Annotated in this window: 10 protein-coding genes, 1 pseudogene and 1 other annotated feature; of the genes and pseudogenes, 6 read left to right on the plus strand and 5 right to left on the minus strand. The window is 61.6% G+C overall.

The features are described from left to right. The first annotated feature begins 335 nt into the window (after positions 1–335). Both ASE72_RS20230 and ASE72_RS09780 read left to right on the plus strand, forming a co-directional pair. Positions 336–959 (plus strand): hypothetical protein, encoded by a 624-nt coding sequence (locus tag ASE72_RS20230; protein WP_156350365.1) that lies wholly within the window; start codon positions 336–338, stop codon positions 957–959. A 67-nt stretch (positions 960–1,026) separates the two neighbouring features. After that, a complete protein-coding gene (locus ASE72_RS09780) occupies positions 1,027–3,987 on the plus strand; it encodes a VWA domain-containing protein (RefSeq protein ID WP_056020244.1) in 2,961 nt (986 codons plus the stop codon). Positions 3,988–4,478: 491 nt separating this feature from the next. Here the strand turns inward: ASE72_RS09780 and ASE72_RS19670 are convergent. The 5 genes and pseudogenes from ASE72_RS19670 to ASE72_RS09805 form a co-directional block, all read right to left on the minus strand. Continuing rightward, positions 4,479–5,733, minus strand: a pseudogene (locus tag ASE72_RS19670) (IS3 family transposase). After that, positions 5,333–5,449: a sequence feature (AL1L pseudoknot), on the minus strand. Its footprint overlaps the pseudogene before it by 117 nt. Before the next feature lie 347 nt (positions 5,734–6,080). Next, complete coding sequence (locus ASE72_RS19675; protein WP_082445931.1) at positions 6,081–7,880, minus strand: caspase family protein; 1,800 nt, start codon at positions 7,878–7,880, stop codon at positions 6,081–6,083. Positions 7,881–8,781: 901 nt separating this feature from the next. Further along, on the minus strand, positions 8,782–8,985 hold the full coding sequence (locus ASE72_RS20235) for a hypothetical protein (RefSeq protein WP_156350366.1): 204 nt from the start codon (positions 8,983–8,985) through the stop codon (positions 8,782–8,784). Between the two features lie 541 nt (positions 8,986–9,526). Beyond that, positions 9,527–10,600 (minus strand): AGE family epimerase/isomerase, encoded by a 1,074-nt coding sequence (locus ASE72_RS09800; RefSeq protein ID WP_056020252.1) that lies wholly within the window; start codon positions 10,598–10,600, stop codon positions 9,527–9,529. Further along, complete coding sequence (locus ASE72_RS09805; protein ID WP_082445932.1) at positions 10,597–11,142, minus strand: D-glycero-alpha-D-manno-heptose-1,7-bisphosphate 7-phosphatase; 546 nt, start codon at positions 11,140–11,142, stop codon at positions 10,597–10,599. Before ASE72_RS09805 ends, ASE72_RS09800 begins: the two co-directional genes overlap by 4 nt. A gap of 204 nt (positions 11,143–11,346) precedes the next feature. Here ASE72_RS09805 and ASE72_RS09810 point away from each other — a divergent pair, with 204 nt between their 5' ends. From ASE72_RS09810 to ASE72_RS09825, 4 genes are all read left to right on the plus strand, one after another. Continuing rightward, entirely contained in the window at positions 11,347–12,123 is a 777-nt protein-coding gene (locus ASE72_RS09810) for an alpha/beta fold hydrolase (protein ID WP_235532311.1), read from the plus strand. Further along, positions 12,120–13,538 (plus strand): D-glycero-beta-D-manno-heptose 1-phosphate adenylyltransferase, encoded by a 1,419-nt coding sequence (rfaE2, locus tag ASE72_RS09815; RefSeq protein WP_056020260.1) that lies wholly within the window; start codon positions 12,120–12,122, stop codon positions 13,536–13,538. Before ASE72_RS09810 ends, rfaE2 begins: the two co-directional genes overlap by 4 nt. 73 nt (positions 13,539–13,611) lie before the next feature. Beyond that, positions 13,612–15,783 carry a sulfotransferase gene (locus tag ASE72_RS09820; RefSeq protein WP_056020264.1) on the plus strand — a complete coding sequence of 724 codons (2,172 nt, stop codon included), beginning with the start codon at positions 13,612–13,614 and terminating at the stop codon, positions 15,781–15,783. Positions 15,784–15,791: 8 nt separating this feature from the next. Then, the gene (locus ASE72_RS09825; RefSeq protein WP_235532312.1) at positions 15,792–16,976 is read left to right on the plus strand and encodes a glycosyl transferase family 8; all 1,185 of its coding nucleotides are present in this window, start codon (positions 15,792–15,794) and stop codon (positions 16,974–16,976) included. Positions 16,977–16,994 lie beyond the last annotated feature (18 nt).

Consider the following 16,994-nt stretch of genomic DNA (forward strand, 5'->3'; position numbering starts at 1 on the left):
GAGTTTTCTCGCATCGCTAAATCGGAAAAGAAAATGCTGGTCTCCTGATCGCGAACGAGTCTGGGGCGCGAGTGGTTTTACTGCCGGTGAACCGCGCAACCGCTGTAAGTCTACTGCGGCTTCAGTGTAGATGGCCGGGGCGTAGAGGTTCTCTCCTGGTCCCTCCCGCCGATTAGGGTTAGAACCAAAGGCTTTCAAAATGTTGAACGTTAATAAGTCGAGAAACCCGCCCCTTACGTTACTTACGTACGTAACCATGGGTGATTTTCTGAAGCCTTAAAAGCAGGACTTAAAATGACTTGGGCAAGACGTTAGTCTTATTAGGGGGTTAGGCTGTGGCACTGATCGCGTGGATTAATATAATGGGCGCAGCGGGTCTGACGACGTTCGCTGGCATGCCTGCCCCCCGCTGCGATGATCGCGTAGCGTATGACACGCCGCGTGCAGTGAACGGTATAGCTGTGCTGGAACATGAGGCGGTGCGCTGGCATGCGGGCCTTCCTGCTGACCTGCCTATTTCAATCGTGGAAGCGCCGTCGTTCCGCGCCGATAGCTATGCCTATGCAGCTTCGGCACTAAATGCGTCTCCCGATTTGATACTTTCAACCCTGCTACAGGGGTCTTCACGAAACTCGTATCGTCAGCTTCAACGCTTATACGTCCTGTGCGGACCTCGAGAGCAACGCAGGATTTGCTTGGAGGCAGGGTTGAGCGGCACGCCTTACTTTGTTGATCGAAGCGGCATGCAACCACGTCCTATCAACGCCGGTCGTGTCGCGGCAGCGCCTTTTGCCGGCCGTGTTGCCGTAAGCATACGTCGTGAAGAAGGCACTCTATTTGTGGGTATCACTGAACTTGGTGCAATAAAGAAAAAACAGAACAAAGATATCTATACATTTTCGCTTGAAAAGTACTCGGTCAAGCTACAGTGCCAGTGGCGTAACGGAGCTTATCGCTAACTATGTCAACTCTTATAACCCATTATTCTTTAAGAATGCCGTATATGTCTTAACAAAGGAGAAGATCATGGCTTTGCAGAACGTCGATGCGATTAGCATTCCCGCCTACACGAAAACACGTGATGACCTTATCAAGGTAGTAGAAAATGCGCCGTTAGCGACGGGTGCTGTGAGTCGTGTTAGTATTGAAGTCGATGGCGGCGGCAATCTGTTCATCGGTTATGGCTTTGACCTTGATGTAAATTCCGAAAACACAATTCTGACGACCTTTGCGTCCGCGGGGATAGTTCTGAACGATGCTCAGAAGCAGGCGCTGAAGACGTACAAGGCAACAGGTAGCGAGGCTACGTTCAAGTCGGCATGGAGCGGGGTTACCGTAAACGACGCGGAGGCGACGGTGCTACTTAGCGTCACGGTCCAGCCTTACGAGGATTCGCTCACGGCCAAGCTCGGCGGTGATGACCTGGGGCCGTCAAAGGAGCGTGCCGCTCTGATTTCGCAGACTTACAATCTGGGAAAGAACGCCATTCCCACAGAGATTGGCCTGTTGCAGCAGGATCCGACCGATGTTGTGTCGGCGTCCATCCAGCGTGCGTCGATCTACTACGAGGTCGCCTTCGATAGTACCTCTCTTTCCAATGCCGCTGCCAATCTTCGGGGCCTTGAAGCCAGGCGGCTCAAAGAAGCGCATCTTTTTGATCTTTACTCTTCCGATAACAAACCTGCAACGAGTGAGAATGGCGACGAGGCGAAGGCGATATTCAGCTTTCTGGATAGCAAGGACAAAAATAACGCGTTGGAGACCTACTTGACGGCGCGAAAGTTCTCTACCGCTGACGCCAAGAACGAGGTCGACGCGACCTACGCACCGGCCATAAAATATCTATCGGATAATTTTGGGCAAGGGCTGAACTTCAGCGACCGACATGCCGTAATTGTAGACAGCGCGAGTGATGAAGCGATCGCTGCGATCCCGGCCTCACGCACCGCGCTGAGTAACTTGATCTTTGGGGAAGGCGGCGCAGATACCGTCAACGCAGGTGCCGGGCGTGACGTCGTATATGGCGGTGAGGGTAACGACATCCTGAACGGTGGCGAGGCCAACGACGTGCTGATCGGGGGCGCTGGCGACGATACGCTGGATGGCGGCCAAGGTCTTGACACCGCTGTCTACAAAGGAAACGCAATAGACTACAAGATTGTCCATAATAAAGATGACACCTATACGATATCTCATGTACGTGGCGCCAAGACAGAGGGTAGCGATACGTTGCGTTCTGTTGAGAACGCCAAGTTCGATGACCAAGGTTTTGCGCTAGCGGTAAACAGTGTAACCACGCAGACAGACTTTGCCCTCGTTATTGACACTACGGGCAGCATGTCGCCTTATATAAATCAAGTGAAGTCGAAGATGGCGGAGATTGTAGACAGCCTGCTGGCCTCGGAGTCCGTTGACGCGCAAATCTCTATTGTTGGATTCAAGGATCCAGGCGAGACGACGACGATCCTAAACTTTACATCGCAGGATGACTTGGCGGCACGCAAGGCTGCCGCGATCACGGCTATTAACAGTGTCGGCGTTTCTGGCGGAGGAGATTTCCCAGAAGGCGACAACTCTGGGCTCCTCCATGCCCTCAAGGGATCGGCGGGGCTTTTCAGGGACACAGCCGTCAAGCGTGACATTGCAATATTCACCGATGCCGACGTAAAGGATACCTACCTTGCAAGCGAAGTCGCTCGATATGCCGCTGACGTCGGCGTAGCTATTCGATCTATGGGCACCGCACGCACGGCGGCCGGATCGGTGACAGAAATCACCTTCGCCGCTGCAAAAGGCGAGCCCACGCCTGCGCCAGTCCGGATTTTCTCGATCCTTGTCGGTCCGAACGGTGACTTTCTCGACACGCGTGAAAATGTCGCCGATCTGGCGCAGAACGGCGGGCGATTCTTTGATACTGACAGCCTCGACGATTTAACGGCTGCATTGTTCGAGATTATCGAAACGCCCGCCAATCGCGTTCCGGTAATTAGCTCCAATGGCGGCGGTGATAACGCGACCGCTTCTGTTGTCGAAGGCGGCATCGCAGTGACCGTCGTCAATGCCGTCGATCCCGATACAGGTGCTATCGTTTCTTACGCGATCGACGGCGGAGCGGACGCCGGGCGATTTGTACTGGATCCCGTGACCGGGGCACTCGCGTTCGTGACTGCACCGGACTTCGAGGTGGCAGGTGATGCCAATGGCGACAACGTGTACGAGGTCATCGTTAGCGCTTCCGATGGCTTGACCGCTGACGTTCAGGCCCTGGCAATCACGGTTACGGATGTCGAGGAAGCGGGCGGAGGCAGGACCGTGCTTAATGGGACGGCAGGTCCGGACCAATACCGACTACCTGAGAATGCCAGCAACAATGCCTTGGTGGCCCAGTTCGGTCGGAACGATAGCTTGGTGCTGGATACCGCGCTTGCAGATAGCAATCGAGATGGAATCATCACTTTTGGGCGGAATGGAGCTCTGGACCTTGAAGGTCCGGATGCAGGCGGCGGTACGGTAGAACTCGCTGGTATTGATGGCCGTGACGGCCTTCGATCACTTGGTAGCCGTGGTGGCGAGTTTTTCTACGCGGATGCGACGGTTCGGCCAAAGGGCGCAGTAGAGGGCAGTGTTGGCAACGATTTGCTGCGAGGTACGAGCAAGGCGGACGAATTCTTCTTCGATACCGCTCTCGGCCTCGGGCTGGGCCCGGATAAGATCATTAACTTTGGGGTGGGCGACCGGATCGTGACCACCTCGGCCATCTACGATGCAAACGGCGACAATTTGATCGGATTTGGCGGAGATCGGCTGCTCGACCTGCCTGATGCGGACGGCGGTGCCGGAGGCGGGGGAGGTACTCTCGCCGTCTTCGGAACATCCGGCAGAACGATTACCCAACTGGCCTTTGTTAACTCGATCGTCGATGGCGACGTCACCTATTATTATTATGGGCTATCCAACGAGGCCTCGATTCCAGACTTGACTGCGTAGCTATATGGCACTTTTCATCTCTCTCCGGCAGCGCCACCGGAGGGAGATGGATCGTGGCCCGACACGTAGCTGCGGTAGTACGTGCTCGCAGGTATGGCGCAGGTCGCCATTCAAGCCTTTCCCAAACCAAAGCGCGTTCGATAGGAAGCGGCCGGTCGGCGGTCTCAGCCCAAACTGGGAAGAGGCTGGGTGCCGCCGCCATGACACAGGGTATTGGCCACTAACCATATGTAATAGCTCGCCAAAATCTAGTGCGCCGCTAGCCTTCGTAATGCGGGGGTCACAGGTTCGAGTCCTGTAAGCGGCACCAAATTCCAGATAGCATCATGATAACACGGGAAAGCCGCAGTTTTTCGTGCGCTCCTGCGTCGCTGGGGTACATGGCGGGGGTACAAAAAGCTGATATGCCATGGCCCAAAAGGTCCTGGCGGGAGCTTATGACAGGCTGGATGTGAACCGCCCCGGGTCTGCCGGAGGCCTTGGGTTGTGTGTCATGCTGCCATATCGATGTTGTCCGCGGCAGCATAATATTGATCTTCGGCTTCGGCGGACGGGATGCTGCCGATGGGCTCCAGCAGCCGACGATGGTTGTACCAGTCGACCCATTCGAGCGTGGCGTACTCGACGGCTTCGAAGCTGCGCCAAGGTCCGCGCGGGCGGATCACTTCGGCTTTATAGAGGCCGTTGATCGTTTCGGCCAGAGCGTTGTCGTAGCTGTCGCCGACACTGCCGACCGATGGCTCGATGGCGGCCTCGGCAAGGCGCTCGGTATACTTGATAGACACGTATTGCGACCCACGGTCGCTATGATGGATCAGGCTGCCACGGTGGGTCGGACGGCGATCGTGGAGCGCCTGTTCGAGCGCATCCAGGACGGAGCTGGCGTGCGCCGCCCTTCTGGCGCGCCAGCCTACAATCCGTCTGGCGTAGGTATCGATGACGAAGGCGACGTAGACGAACCCTGCCCAGGTCGCGACGTAGAGCCTGCCCTCGCGGAGGCGAGGGTGAAGTCCGAAACCCAAAGCCTCTTCGGCGCTTGCGCGAAGAACTGGCGATTGACGTGATCGCGCGGGCACGGCGCCGCCTTGTCGCTGATGGTCGTACGCACCGGTTTGCCCCGAATCACACCTGCCAAGCCCATCTCATGCATCAGCCGTTCGACGGTGCAACGGGCGATCACAAAGCCCTCCCGCATCATCTGCCGCCATATCTTCCGCACGCCATAGACCGCGAAGTTCTCCGCGAACACGCGAGCAATCTCGGGCTTGAGGATCAGATCCTCACGCGCCCGTGCCGACAGACGCGATGGATCCTGTCGCTGCGCGACGTGCTCATAATAGGTGGATGGAGCGATCGGCAGGACACGGCAGATCGGCTCGACCCCATAGGCATCGCGGTGATCGTCAATGAAAGCGATCATCTCGGGAACGGGCGGTCGAGCTCCGCCTGCGCGAAATATGCCGATGCCTTGCGCAGGATCTCGTGGCTTGCCGTAGTTCACGGACCTCGCGCTCCAGTGCCTTCACCTTGTCCGCCACCTCGGTCGGGACACCACCACGCTTTCCGCTGTCGACCTCGGCCTTCTTCACCCACTCATGGAGCGTCTGCGGAACGCAGCCGATCTTCTCGGCAATCGATACCACAGTCACCCATCTGGACGGGTATTCCCGCTCGTGATCGAAAAACCATCCGTACCGCCCGCTCGCGGACTTCTGGCGCAAACTTGTTCGTCGTCTTGCTCGTCATGGCTCCACCTTCTCAGGAGTTGGAGCCTCCGACAAGCTCGGGGCGGTTCAATCGGGGCACGAGCATATGTGCTGGGCTGCGCTCCGCCGGACTCGTTGGGGAGGCCGTTACTAAACACGGCCGAATCTCTTTACGTGCGCGCGGTTGTTGAGCGCCCTAATCACTTTTCCTGTTATCCGTCTGTCGACCCGAAATCGGCTACTTCTCGATCGTGATCGTTACGAACAGAGTCATCGAAAGCGATGTGGATCAAGCAGACGGCGATTGTAATAGCTATCCCATGAGCTTTGATCAAATGCCAAGTTTAATGTGCTAATGGGCGAATCAGTTACTGGGCTAGGGGGTTGTCAGTTCACCGTGTTATCCGAGACTTTCGCTAATTCGGTACGGAGCCATTTGGCCGTTACTTTCGGCAGATCTTTCTCATAAGCCTTCGCCCTGACAATATTTTTCCAAAATCGAGCATCTGCAATCGACTTCGTGACGCCCCAGCCATTCGCATAAAGGATGGCCAAATAACCCTGACTCGCTGTCTGGTCACTCTCGGCGCCGGCGCGGCAAACGGGAAAGGCCTGAGAAAAGCTCTGTTCCGCTGCGAACGTCATGCACAACCAGTTAGCGGCATCTGCGTTATTCTCATCGGCCAGATTCTGCATTAAAACGATGGCGCGTTTTCGACTTTCATTAGCATTCGGACGCTTGGCGAGGGTCTTGATCGCCCATATGTAGCCGTCCTCCGCGGCTGAGCTTATCAGCTCCCATCCGCGCCGTTCGTCACGCGGCCCGAGCGTGCCGTTAACGAGCGCATAGCCCAGATTAGCTTTGGCCCGCGGGAAGCCGACAGCGCTCGCTTGTTCAAAAAGATCGGCAGCCCGCCTGCGACCAGCTTTGCCCTCGCTGGCGAGAATATAGGCCAATGACGTCTTCCCGGCAGCACTGTCCAGTTTCACTGAAGCCTCCAGCCATCGCTTGGCGCCCTTCCTGTCAGCCGCGACCCCAACACCGTAATGGTAAAGGAAGCCCAGGAGATAGGCTGCATCGCCAAGGCCGTTGTTCGCCAGCATTTCTAGCTCGGCGATTTTGTGCCGCTGCGTCGCCAGATCAGCGAGGACGGCGCCATCGAGAAGTCTCAATTCCTGATCCGTGATCTGTAAGGTCAAAAATGAGGACAGTGTTTGGTCTTGACCGCCGAGCGCTTGCTTAACGTCGTTCTGCTTAAGGGGGCTGGGTGATCCCACGGTTACCCCCGCACGGAAATAGAATTTTACGCGTGATGAACCACTGGTAAATGGCCGCTGTTTCGGATTGAGTTTCGCGGTACGGTCTTCCACCTCGGCGGTGAGCCCGGCAATTATATCCTCAATGCTGTTGTGGGGCGTCGTCAATCGCTTGGCAAATGCGCTTGCGAAGGGGCCGGGCGATGTGCCCGACGGGACGGCATTATAAGAAATATAGGTTGGCAGCGTAGAGTAAACTATAAGCTGCCCTCCGTTGTCAATGACGGATGAGCTGGAAAACTTTGCTACATTGGTAGCCGCCTTGAGGGGGTCTTCCCGGCAGGCGTCAAGAAATATCAAACTATACCTTTTAGGTAGTATGTTTGGTATAAACGAAGATATGTTAATGAAATTAGTTTCAAGAAATACCTTAAAATCATCTGTTAAATAGCTCTTATTAATTGTCCATCCGCCGGGAGTAGCCGTAGTAATGGGTACGATGTAGTTTTGACCACCATATTCAAAGCCATGCGCCGATATATACACGAATGCGACGTCGACTTTTTTGGATGACGCTACAAATTCATGGATCGCAGATCTTAGATCTGCGGCAGAGCAGTTCTCCGCGCGAACCTGTGAGAAAGTCGACGGCAAGGCATGGCCAATACGGCGGATGTCGCTAACCGAATTTGCCAACTCGCCCCAATTTTCTTGGTAAGCGCCCACGCCAATGAGCAGGGCAGCAGCGGTACATTCACTGGCGACGATTGCCGTAAGCTCCCCTTCCTTAAATTCGCATTTTGCTGATGTTCCAGCCTTGGCCGCGGGTATGGACGTGACGCACGCAGCCAATGATGGAGCGCCCCCGCATAGAGCAACCCCAAGTAAAATCATGACGCCGATGCGCAACATAGCTGCCGGTAAATGCATTACGGGGCCGGAGTGGTTTTGGTAGTCCCGGCGGGGCAGGGTAGTACGGTGGTCCGCCTCGTGAATACGACCCTGTCAATGGATCCGCCCTTCGCTGAAACTATGGCTGCATCGTACTTTGTTGCCGGGTCATACAACGCGTAAGTCTTGACTGCATCGAAAACCTTCCACAGCAGCGGGAGGATCACGATGATACCCATGCTGCCGTCATTGACTGTGCAGGTCGCAACTGATCCTCCCGACGACCTAACTCGTTCTAGCCAGTTGCCGAGCCGGGTCGGCATGGCGTCCTGCCTAAACGCCCCATCGGTCGTGACCGTGACCTCCGGTAGGGGGGATGATAGGGATCCTCGCACTTGACGATCGAACCGACAGCTATCTTCATAAGCAATCGACGCAGCAGCCTCAGCTCCCTGACCAAGCCAACAAGAATTGTCAGTTACTTTGCCGAGTGTATTGGAGATACTCTTCGAACTCGCAGAGTCTATCCACTCACCGCGACAGGCGGCTAGATAATTGAGCAAGACAACACTGATCAAGACTCTGATCGAAGCCGATGTGCGAACGCCCATTCCCCATCCCCCGTATACGACCAGAGTATTGTTGCATATTGGCGAAGAACTTAGTCGACAACTCAAAACTTCTACAATTTCGCATAGCCTTGGACGATGCAATGGTGTTGACAAGCACGTCAAAGAGCGATTCGCACGGACCACCCTTCTCGGGCATCGCGGCGAACGGATTCGCCTCTCACGTTCGGTGCTTTATGGGTTGGCTGCAGAATGCACTGTAGTCAGCCAACCAAGCCACAGAATTTGCCAGATATTGGGTTCTCGCACCTTATGGGCATACCCCCCGCCGCGGGACAAATCGGTGAGACATCAAACTCCACCCCGGGTGATTATTTCAATCCCAAAGCATTGAGCGCCACATGTTCAACGTGCCGCCTGCTTGCATCATGGCCGTCGATCAGGCCAAGGGTGTCGCCGGTCAGTTTGCCTTCCGAGGTACGGCTGTGATCGCGTATTTGGAGAAGCCCTAGGTGCACCTTCGGTGCCTCACGCGAATGGTGCCAATCAGCCGCTCTCTTGCTGCTCTGTGCCATCCACAGCGATCGTTTCGGGGCGAGGCCATCTTTTTTCGGCCATCAAGCGCAATGTCCGGGGGCGGCGGCGGGGAGGTTCAGGGCAAAGACTCGCCGTCGATCGCGGGGCCCGGACTGGCCGAGCCATGTTGCGCTCGTCTTCCACTATTAAGCGTCGGAGGCGACGTTCTGGTGGTTGCCGTGGAATGGTGGCTCCAACGGCCTCCAAAACATCGCCTCGACCGAAGACGTCACCGTCAAGGGGTGGCGGCCGCCAAGTCCGGATGGGGGCCCCCGTCCGTACGGAGACCGGCGCTATATCGGAACCGATAATACGTATGAACTGATCAACCATGTTCCGAAGCTCGGGGACGCTGCTCCGGCGCATATGCTTTTCCCGGACTCAGGAGGTTCGAGGGATATTGCCTTTCGCGATAGGCAATTCTTCGATCTTGTGGGGTGCCGGAAGGACGGCATGTAACCCGCGCCGCTGCCGGAACCGCGCGCGAAAACGGCCGGTCCGCATTGCTGCCTGAGCAGAGGGGCATCATCCGGCGGCGCCTCAGCCAAAATGATCCACGGCAGTGCTGATATGGTAGAGTGTGCTCGCGGGAATGAACGCGACCAGAGGATCGCCTCCGGGATCTACATGGTCGATCCAGCCGCCCGGATGCGCGCGCGCGAAGAAGATGCGCCATGCCGTGCCGAGCACCTGATCGCGCGCGTGACCCGTCAGCACCTTCGCGGCTTCCAGCGCGGGCCAAAGTCGGCAGCTTGCCGCGATCGCGCCGTCCGGGCCCATGACGTCGACGACGCGGCCATCGGCAGTCATGCCGCGCAGCGCTTGCCGGCGTAGCCGGGATACCCGGTCGCCCACCGCAATGCCGGTCAGGGCCGCGGTGCGCTCGAGCAGCCATATCCATTCGAAATGATGTCCCGGTTCGAAGCCGCAGCCGGGGTTTGCGGGCGTCCAGTCCAGCGCATAGGATTCCGCCAGCACGTCGTCGCCGGCGGGCAGGAAGCGCGTGTCGAACAGGGCGATCAACGCGGCGATGCGGGGGGTGAGATCGCCGCACGCCCCGGTTTCGTGCAGCGTCAGCAGCGATTCGAGCAGATGCATGTGCGGGTTCTGTCGCCGCGGCAGAACCGTGTCCGGCCACGCCTCGACATAGCCGCCTGCGGGATGCGTCAGCGTCTGGTCAAGAAAGGCGAGCGTCTGGTGGACCAGCGCGACGGTGCGCGGTGCGGGGTCGAGCCGGATCAGTGCGGCCAGTGCGAGAAGGACGAACGCATGCGCGTAGAGGTCGCGACGGGGATCGGCGACGGCGCCGCGTCGGGTGCAGGAAAACGCCCAGCCTGGTTGCGCGTCGGCCTGCCAGTAGCGGGTGACCATCGTTTCGCCGGCACGCAGGGCGAGATCGGCGGCGCACGGGTACCAGCCACGCCGCGCCGCGATCGCGAACGCATGGATCTGCCGCGCCTGCACCATCACCCGGCGCGGCACGTCGGGTTGCGGCGTGCCGTCGAGCGCGAGACGTTCGACAAACCCGTGCTCGTCATGGCCCGCATTGCTCCACAGCGGCAGCGCGTGACGGCACAGCCAGCCGGTCCAGAAGGCGGGCTCTGCCGGGGTCACGCGCCGCGCAGAAGCTGGACGACGAACCGGTCGAGATCGCCGCCGGGGAACAGGAAGCCGTCAATTCCTGCGGCGGCCGCGGCCGCGAGGTCGCTCGCCCGGTCGCCGATCAGGAAGCTGCCCGCCCGATCGATCCGGTGCCGCGCGATCAGGCTGTTCAGCATGCCGGGCGCCGGCTTGCGGCAATCGCAGGCGGTCGCATAGCGCGCCACGCTGCCACCGGGATGGTGCGGGCAATAGGCGAAGTCGTCGATCCGCGCCGCATCGGGTAGCGCGGCCTGCATCGCGGCATGGATGCTCTCGACCGCGCCCTCCTCGTAATATCCGCGCGCTACCCCCGACTGGTTGGTCACGACAAACCGCCGGTATCCCAGCGCGGCAAGTCGTATCAGCGCGCGCTGCGCGCCATCGATCCAGTGTATTTCGTCGGGCTTCGAGGGATAGCCCGTATCGACGATCAGCACCCCGTCCCGATCGAAGAATACCGCACGACTTGGTGTGTGATCCTGCTGCATTGCACCATGAAATGGGGCGTTTGCCATTTCTCAATTCACCCAGGAACGACCAGTTGAATAGATCATGCAGTAACTGTTAGACTAGCATGTCCAATTATCAAATGGACCAATGAAAGGGAGGGGGTTGATGGCCAACTACGTGCCGGTTACGTATTAATGCGTAGCGTGAAAACACTTTTCATTGCTCTTGCAATTACTTGCAATCATGCTGCTGTCGCGCGGGTTTTTGCTGTGGCGCTGGCGCGCGAGGCGGGGTGGCAATCGGCAGTGATCCCGGCCGGCGATTTCGATCTGGTGGTGGCGCAGCGTCCCGGCCGCGGCAGCTCGAACGTCCTCACCGTGTATGTCGAAGGCGACGGCCTGGCCTATGCCGCCCCCGGCCGCCGGGCGATGGATCCCACCCCGACCGATCCGCTCGCGCTGCGGCTGGCCTTGCAGCATCCAGGGAGCGGGCCGGTCGCCTGGCTCGCGCGACCCTGCCAATACGGTCCCCGAGCCCGAAATTGCCGCAGCGACTATTGGAGCATCGCCCGCTTTGCCCCCGCGGTGATCGACAGCGCCGGTGCCGCGCTGGACCGGCTCAAGGCCGATGCCGGCGGCGCATCCCGGGTCATTCTCGTCGGATATTCGGGCGGTGGCGCGCTGGCGGCGCTGTTGGCGGAGCGACGCGCTGACGTCGCCGCGCTGGTGACGATTGCCGCCAACCTCGATCTCAGTGCGTGGACCGCCGCCCATCGGCTGACGCCGCTGTCGGGCTCGGTTGATCCGGCGATCGACGCGGCGCGGCTGTCACGGCTGCCGCAGGTGCATATCGTTGGCGGTGACGATCGCACCGTCTCGCCGGCAATCGCGCGCGCCTTTGTGGCGCATATGGCAGCCGATGCGCCGGCGACGATCGTGATCGTTCCGGGACAGGACCATCATTGCTGCTGGGCTGCGCGCTGGCCCGAGCTCGCGATGCACGGCGATCTGGCACATATTCCGGGCTGGGGACCGGAGGCGCCATGACCCGAAGCGTGTCGCTGTCCGGGCGCCCCCATGTGCTGGTGGTCGGTGATGCCATGGTCGATCGCTACATCATCGGCGAGACGCACCGCATCTCGCCGGAAGCGCCGGTACCGGTGGTGTGTGCCGGCCGCGAGGAGGCGCGCGCGGGTGGCGCCGCGAACGTGGCGGCCAACGTCGCCGGGTTGGGGACGCGGTGCAGCCTGCTGACGATCCGTGGCGATGACGGCGCAGGCACGGAGCTCGTCCGGCTGATGGCGGAGCACGGCGTCACGCTCGATGCCGTGGTGGAGACCGGCGAGCGTACGACGCAGAAGACGCGGCTGATCTCCGGTGTTCAGCAGATCGCGCGGATCGACCAGGACGGCACCACCGGCGCGGCGGCGCGAGCGGAGCTGGCGAAGCGGTTCGAGCGCCGTCTGGACGGCGTCCAGGCGGTGATCTTCTCCGATTACGACAAGGGTGCGCTCGCTGATCTGCCAGCGCTGATCGCCGTTGCGCGCCGCCGCGGCGTGCCCAGCTATGTCGATCCCAAGGCGCCCGATGCCGCGCGTTATGCCGGTGCCACGCTGCTCAAGCCCAATGCGCGCGAGTTCCACGCGTTGTTCGGGCCTTGCGCGGAGGAGCGGATCGCGGAGCGCGCGGTGCAGGCGCTAGCCGAGCTGGATCTCGACTGTCTCGTCGTCACGCGCGGTGCAAAGGGGATTCTGATGGTGTCGCGCACGGGTGAGGTGGTCGAGCACCCCACCGAGGCGCTGGAGGTGTTCGACGTGACCGGCGCCGGCGACACGATCATCGCCGCGCTGGTCGCGGGCATCGTCGAAGGACTGCCGATCGCCGCCGCGATCGATCGGGCGAACGTTGCCGCCAGCATCGCCGTATCGCGCCCGGGCACCTATGTCGTCACGCGCGCCGATCTGGACGAGCGGCTGCATCGGCGCACCCATGGCGCGAGCAAGCTGGTATCGCTGCCGCTGCTCACCGCGCGGCTGCGCCAGGCGCGGGCCGGTGGTGCGCGGATCGTGTTCACCAATGGCTGTTTCGACATCCTCCATGCGGGCCATGTCCGCCTGCTCGATATGGCACGGCGCAAGGGCGACCTGCTCGTCGTCGGGTTGAATTCGGATGCGTCGGTGCGGCGGCTGAAGGGGCGCGCGCGTCCCGTGAACGGACTTGCCGACCGCGCCGAGGTTCTCAGTGCGCTCGCGGCGGTCGATCATGTCGTGGCGTTCGACGACGATACGCCGCTCGACCTGATCCGGGCGATCGCACCCGACATCCTGGTCAAGGGCGGCGACTATAGCGCCGAGACCATCGTGGGTGCCGATCTGGTCCGCGATGCGGGCGGCGAAGTGGTCATCACCCCGCTGCTGGCGGGGCGATCGACGACCGGGATCGTCGCGGCCATGACCCCGTGATCCCCCGCGCCGCGACGGCCATGCCGCGTCCCAGCTGGCCGCACCCCCTCCATAGAGCGAGCCAGCCGCAGCTATGACCACGTCACCGCAGACTCTGACCGTCGATCAGGCCCTCACCCAGGCCAACGCGCATTGGAATGCCGGACAGGCGGATCAGGCCGAACGGCTGTGCCAGCAGGTGCTCGCGCTCTGGCCCGGGCAGTCGGACGCGCTGCACCTGATGGGGCTGATGGCGCATGCTTACGGCAATCTCGACGTTGCGATCGAGCATCTGCGCCGCGCCTGCCAGGCGCCGCGCGCGCCCGCCATCTATCAGAGCAACCTGGCCGAGATGTGCCGCCAGAGTGGCCAGCTCGTCGACGCCGAGCAGGCCGGTCGCCGGGCGGTGGCGCTGGACGCCGGCCTGGTCGCCGGTTGGAACAATCTCGGCATCGTCCTCCAGGAAGCGGGAAAGCTGGACGAGAGCCGGACATGCCTGGAACGGGTCGTGGCGCTTGAGCCGGGCTATGCCGAGGCGCAGAACAATCTGGGCAACACGCTGAAGCGGCTCGGCCTGCTGGAAGAGGCGCGCGCGCGGTACCAGCAGGCGCTCGACCTCGTCCCGACCTATGCCGAAGCACTGAGCAACCTGTCCAACCTGCTCAACGATCTGGGATTGCACGACGAGGCGCTCGCCTATGCGCGTCGCGCGATCGAGGCCAATCCGCGCCTGTCCGACGCCTATGTCAACGCCGCCGCGGTGGAAGTCGCGCGCGATCGGTATGAGGACGCGCTGCGCTGGGTCAGTTCGCTGATGATCGCGGTGCCGATGCATGCCGGCGCGCTGGGGGTGCGGGCAACGATCCTGCGCCGGCTGGGCCGGCTGGACGAGGCGCTGGCCGACGCCCGCAGCGCGGTGGCGGCGGCGCCAGCGCCTGGCAATGGGGAGGCGCTCAATATCCTGGGCGAGGTGCTGCAGGCGCAGGACAGGATCGACGAGGCGATGGCCGCGTACGACAGCGCCGCGCAGCTGCCGGGCTTCGGCCGTGAGAAGGCGCTGATCAACCGTGGCGTGGTGCTGATGGAGCAGGGTGATCGCGCGGCGGCCAGGACGGCGTTCGAGGGGGTTCTGGCACAATATCCGCGGTCCGCGTCCGCGTGGTTCAATCTGGCGGATCTGCATGACTTCATGCCCGGCGACCCGGCTATTCCGGCGATGGAGGCGCTGCTTGGCCCCGGCGGCGTTCAGGTGCAGGCGGATCGCACCGCGCTGCACTTCGCGATCGGCAAGGCATGGATGGACGCCGGCGACCCCGAGCGCGCCTTCACCCATCTCGATGCGGGCAACCGGCAGAAGCGGGCGACCTTCGCCTATGATGCCGACGCGATCGACAGCTGGTTCTCGGCCATCGCTGCCGCGTTTCCCGCAGCGATGTGCGCCCGCCCGCGCGCGGCGACCAAGGGCAGCGAGCGGGCCGTGTTCGTCGTCGGCATGCCGCGATCGGGTACGACGCTGATCGAGCAGATCCTCGCTTCGCATCCTGCCGTGGCCGGGGCAGGGGAGCTGGCGACGCTGCAGACCATCGTCCAGCAGGGCGGCGGCTATCCGGCGATCGCCCAGCAGCTCTCGGCGGAGACCGAAGTCGCGCTGGGGCAGCGATATCTGGACGCGACCGCGACGCTGGGTGGCAACCACCGTCGGCTGGTGGACAAGATGCCGTCGAATTTCCTGTTCGCCGGGCTGATCCACCGCATCCTGCCCGACGCGCGGATCGTGCATGTGCGGCGCGATCCCGCAGACACCTGCCTGTCCTGCTATACCAAGCTGTTCACGCGCGAGCAGTTGTTCAGCTACGACCAGATCGAGCTGGCACGCTTCTATCTCGGGTATGAACGGCTGATGGCGCACTGGCGCGCGGTGCTGCCGGCGGACCGGTTTCTGGAGGTGCGCTACGAGGATGTCGTGGCGGACATCGAGCCGGAAGCGCGCCGGTTGATCGAATTCTGTGGGCTCGACTGGGATCCCGGCTGTCTCGACTTCCACACCACCGTCCGCACGATCCGCACCGCCAGCCTCAACCAGGTCCGGCGTCCGTTGTACCGCAGCAGCATCGGCCGCTGGCGCGCCTATGCGGATCACCTCGGACCGTTGCTCGAGACGCTTGGCATCGATCCTGCTGCGGCGCCGGCGGTCGCGCCCGTCGCGGCGACGCGCGCGACCAAGGCTGCGGCCAAGCGCGCGCAAAAACCCGTGGCGGGGCATTGAGCGGCGCGGTGACGGACCCCGGGGCATTGGAGGCGCAGGCGAAGCTGCTGTTGGCAGCAGGGCGCGGTGCCGAGGTGGAGGCAATGCTGCGGCCGATCCTCGCGGGCGGCAGCGGGCCCGTGGGGCTGTGGGCGATGCTGGCGCAGGCGTATCGCGTGCAGGGACGCGTGGCGGAGGCAAGGCCGATCCAGGAAATGCTGGTCGATGCGCTGCCGGGCCATCTGCCCACCCGGTTCGACCTGTCGGAAACGCTGTTGCTGCTCGGCGATTTCGCGCGCGGCTGGCGCGAGTACAGCTATCGCTACAGTCTGGCGCACACGACGCGCATCGAGCGCAAGGTCCAGCGGCCGCGTTGGGACGGGCGCCCGATGCCGGGCCAGACGCTGCTGATCCATGACGAGCAGGGCTATGGCGACACGTTCCAGTTCCTGCGCATGGTCGCCTGGGCGAAGCAGCGCAGCCAGGCGCAAGTGGTGCTCGAGATCAACCACGAGATGGCGAGCATCGCGCGCCGCATGCCGGGCTTCGATGCGGTGACGCTGCGCGGCGAACTGCCGCCACCGTTCGACGCGCATTGCGAGATGATGAGCCTGCCGATGGCGATGAGCCTCACGCTCGACGACCTGCCCGGCGATCCGATGCCCTATATAACGGCGCTGCCGGATCGGCGTGCGGCGTGGCGCGCGCGCCTTGCACCGTATCCGGGGCTGAAGGTCGCGTGCCTGTGGGCGGGGCGGCCGACGCACATGAACGATGCCAACCGGTCGATGTCGCTCGCGATGCTGGCACCGCTGGGGCAGGACGGCGTCACCTTCTTCTCGATCCAGAAGGGGCCGAGCGAAGACGATGCGCTGCGGCCGCCGCCGGGCATGTCCCTTGTCAGCCTCAGTCCGGAAATCCGTGACTTCGAGGATACGGCGGCGATTCTTTCGGAGGTCGATCTGCTGATCTCGATCGACAGTTCGCCGGTCCATCTCGCGGGTGCGCTGGGCCGCCCGGCCTGGGTGATGCTGCCGCTGCTGCCCGACTGGCGCTGGCTGCAGGGGCGCGATGACACACCCTGGTATCCCTCGGTAACGCTGTTCCGGCAGACGGAATGGGGTCGATGGGATCAGGTCATCGCGCGCGTCGCCGCGGCATTGGCTCGCTACACGCGCCCGGAGCCGTCTGATGCAACCAGTGCGGTTCAATAAAAGCCCATGACTGGACGC

The sequence above is a fragment of the Sphingomonas sp. Leaf20 genome (assembly GCF_001421535.1).
In the GTDB taxonomy this organism is placed as follows: Bacteria; Pseudomonadota; Alphaproteobacteria; order Sphingomonadales; family Sphingomonadaceae; genus Sphingomonas.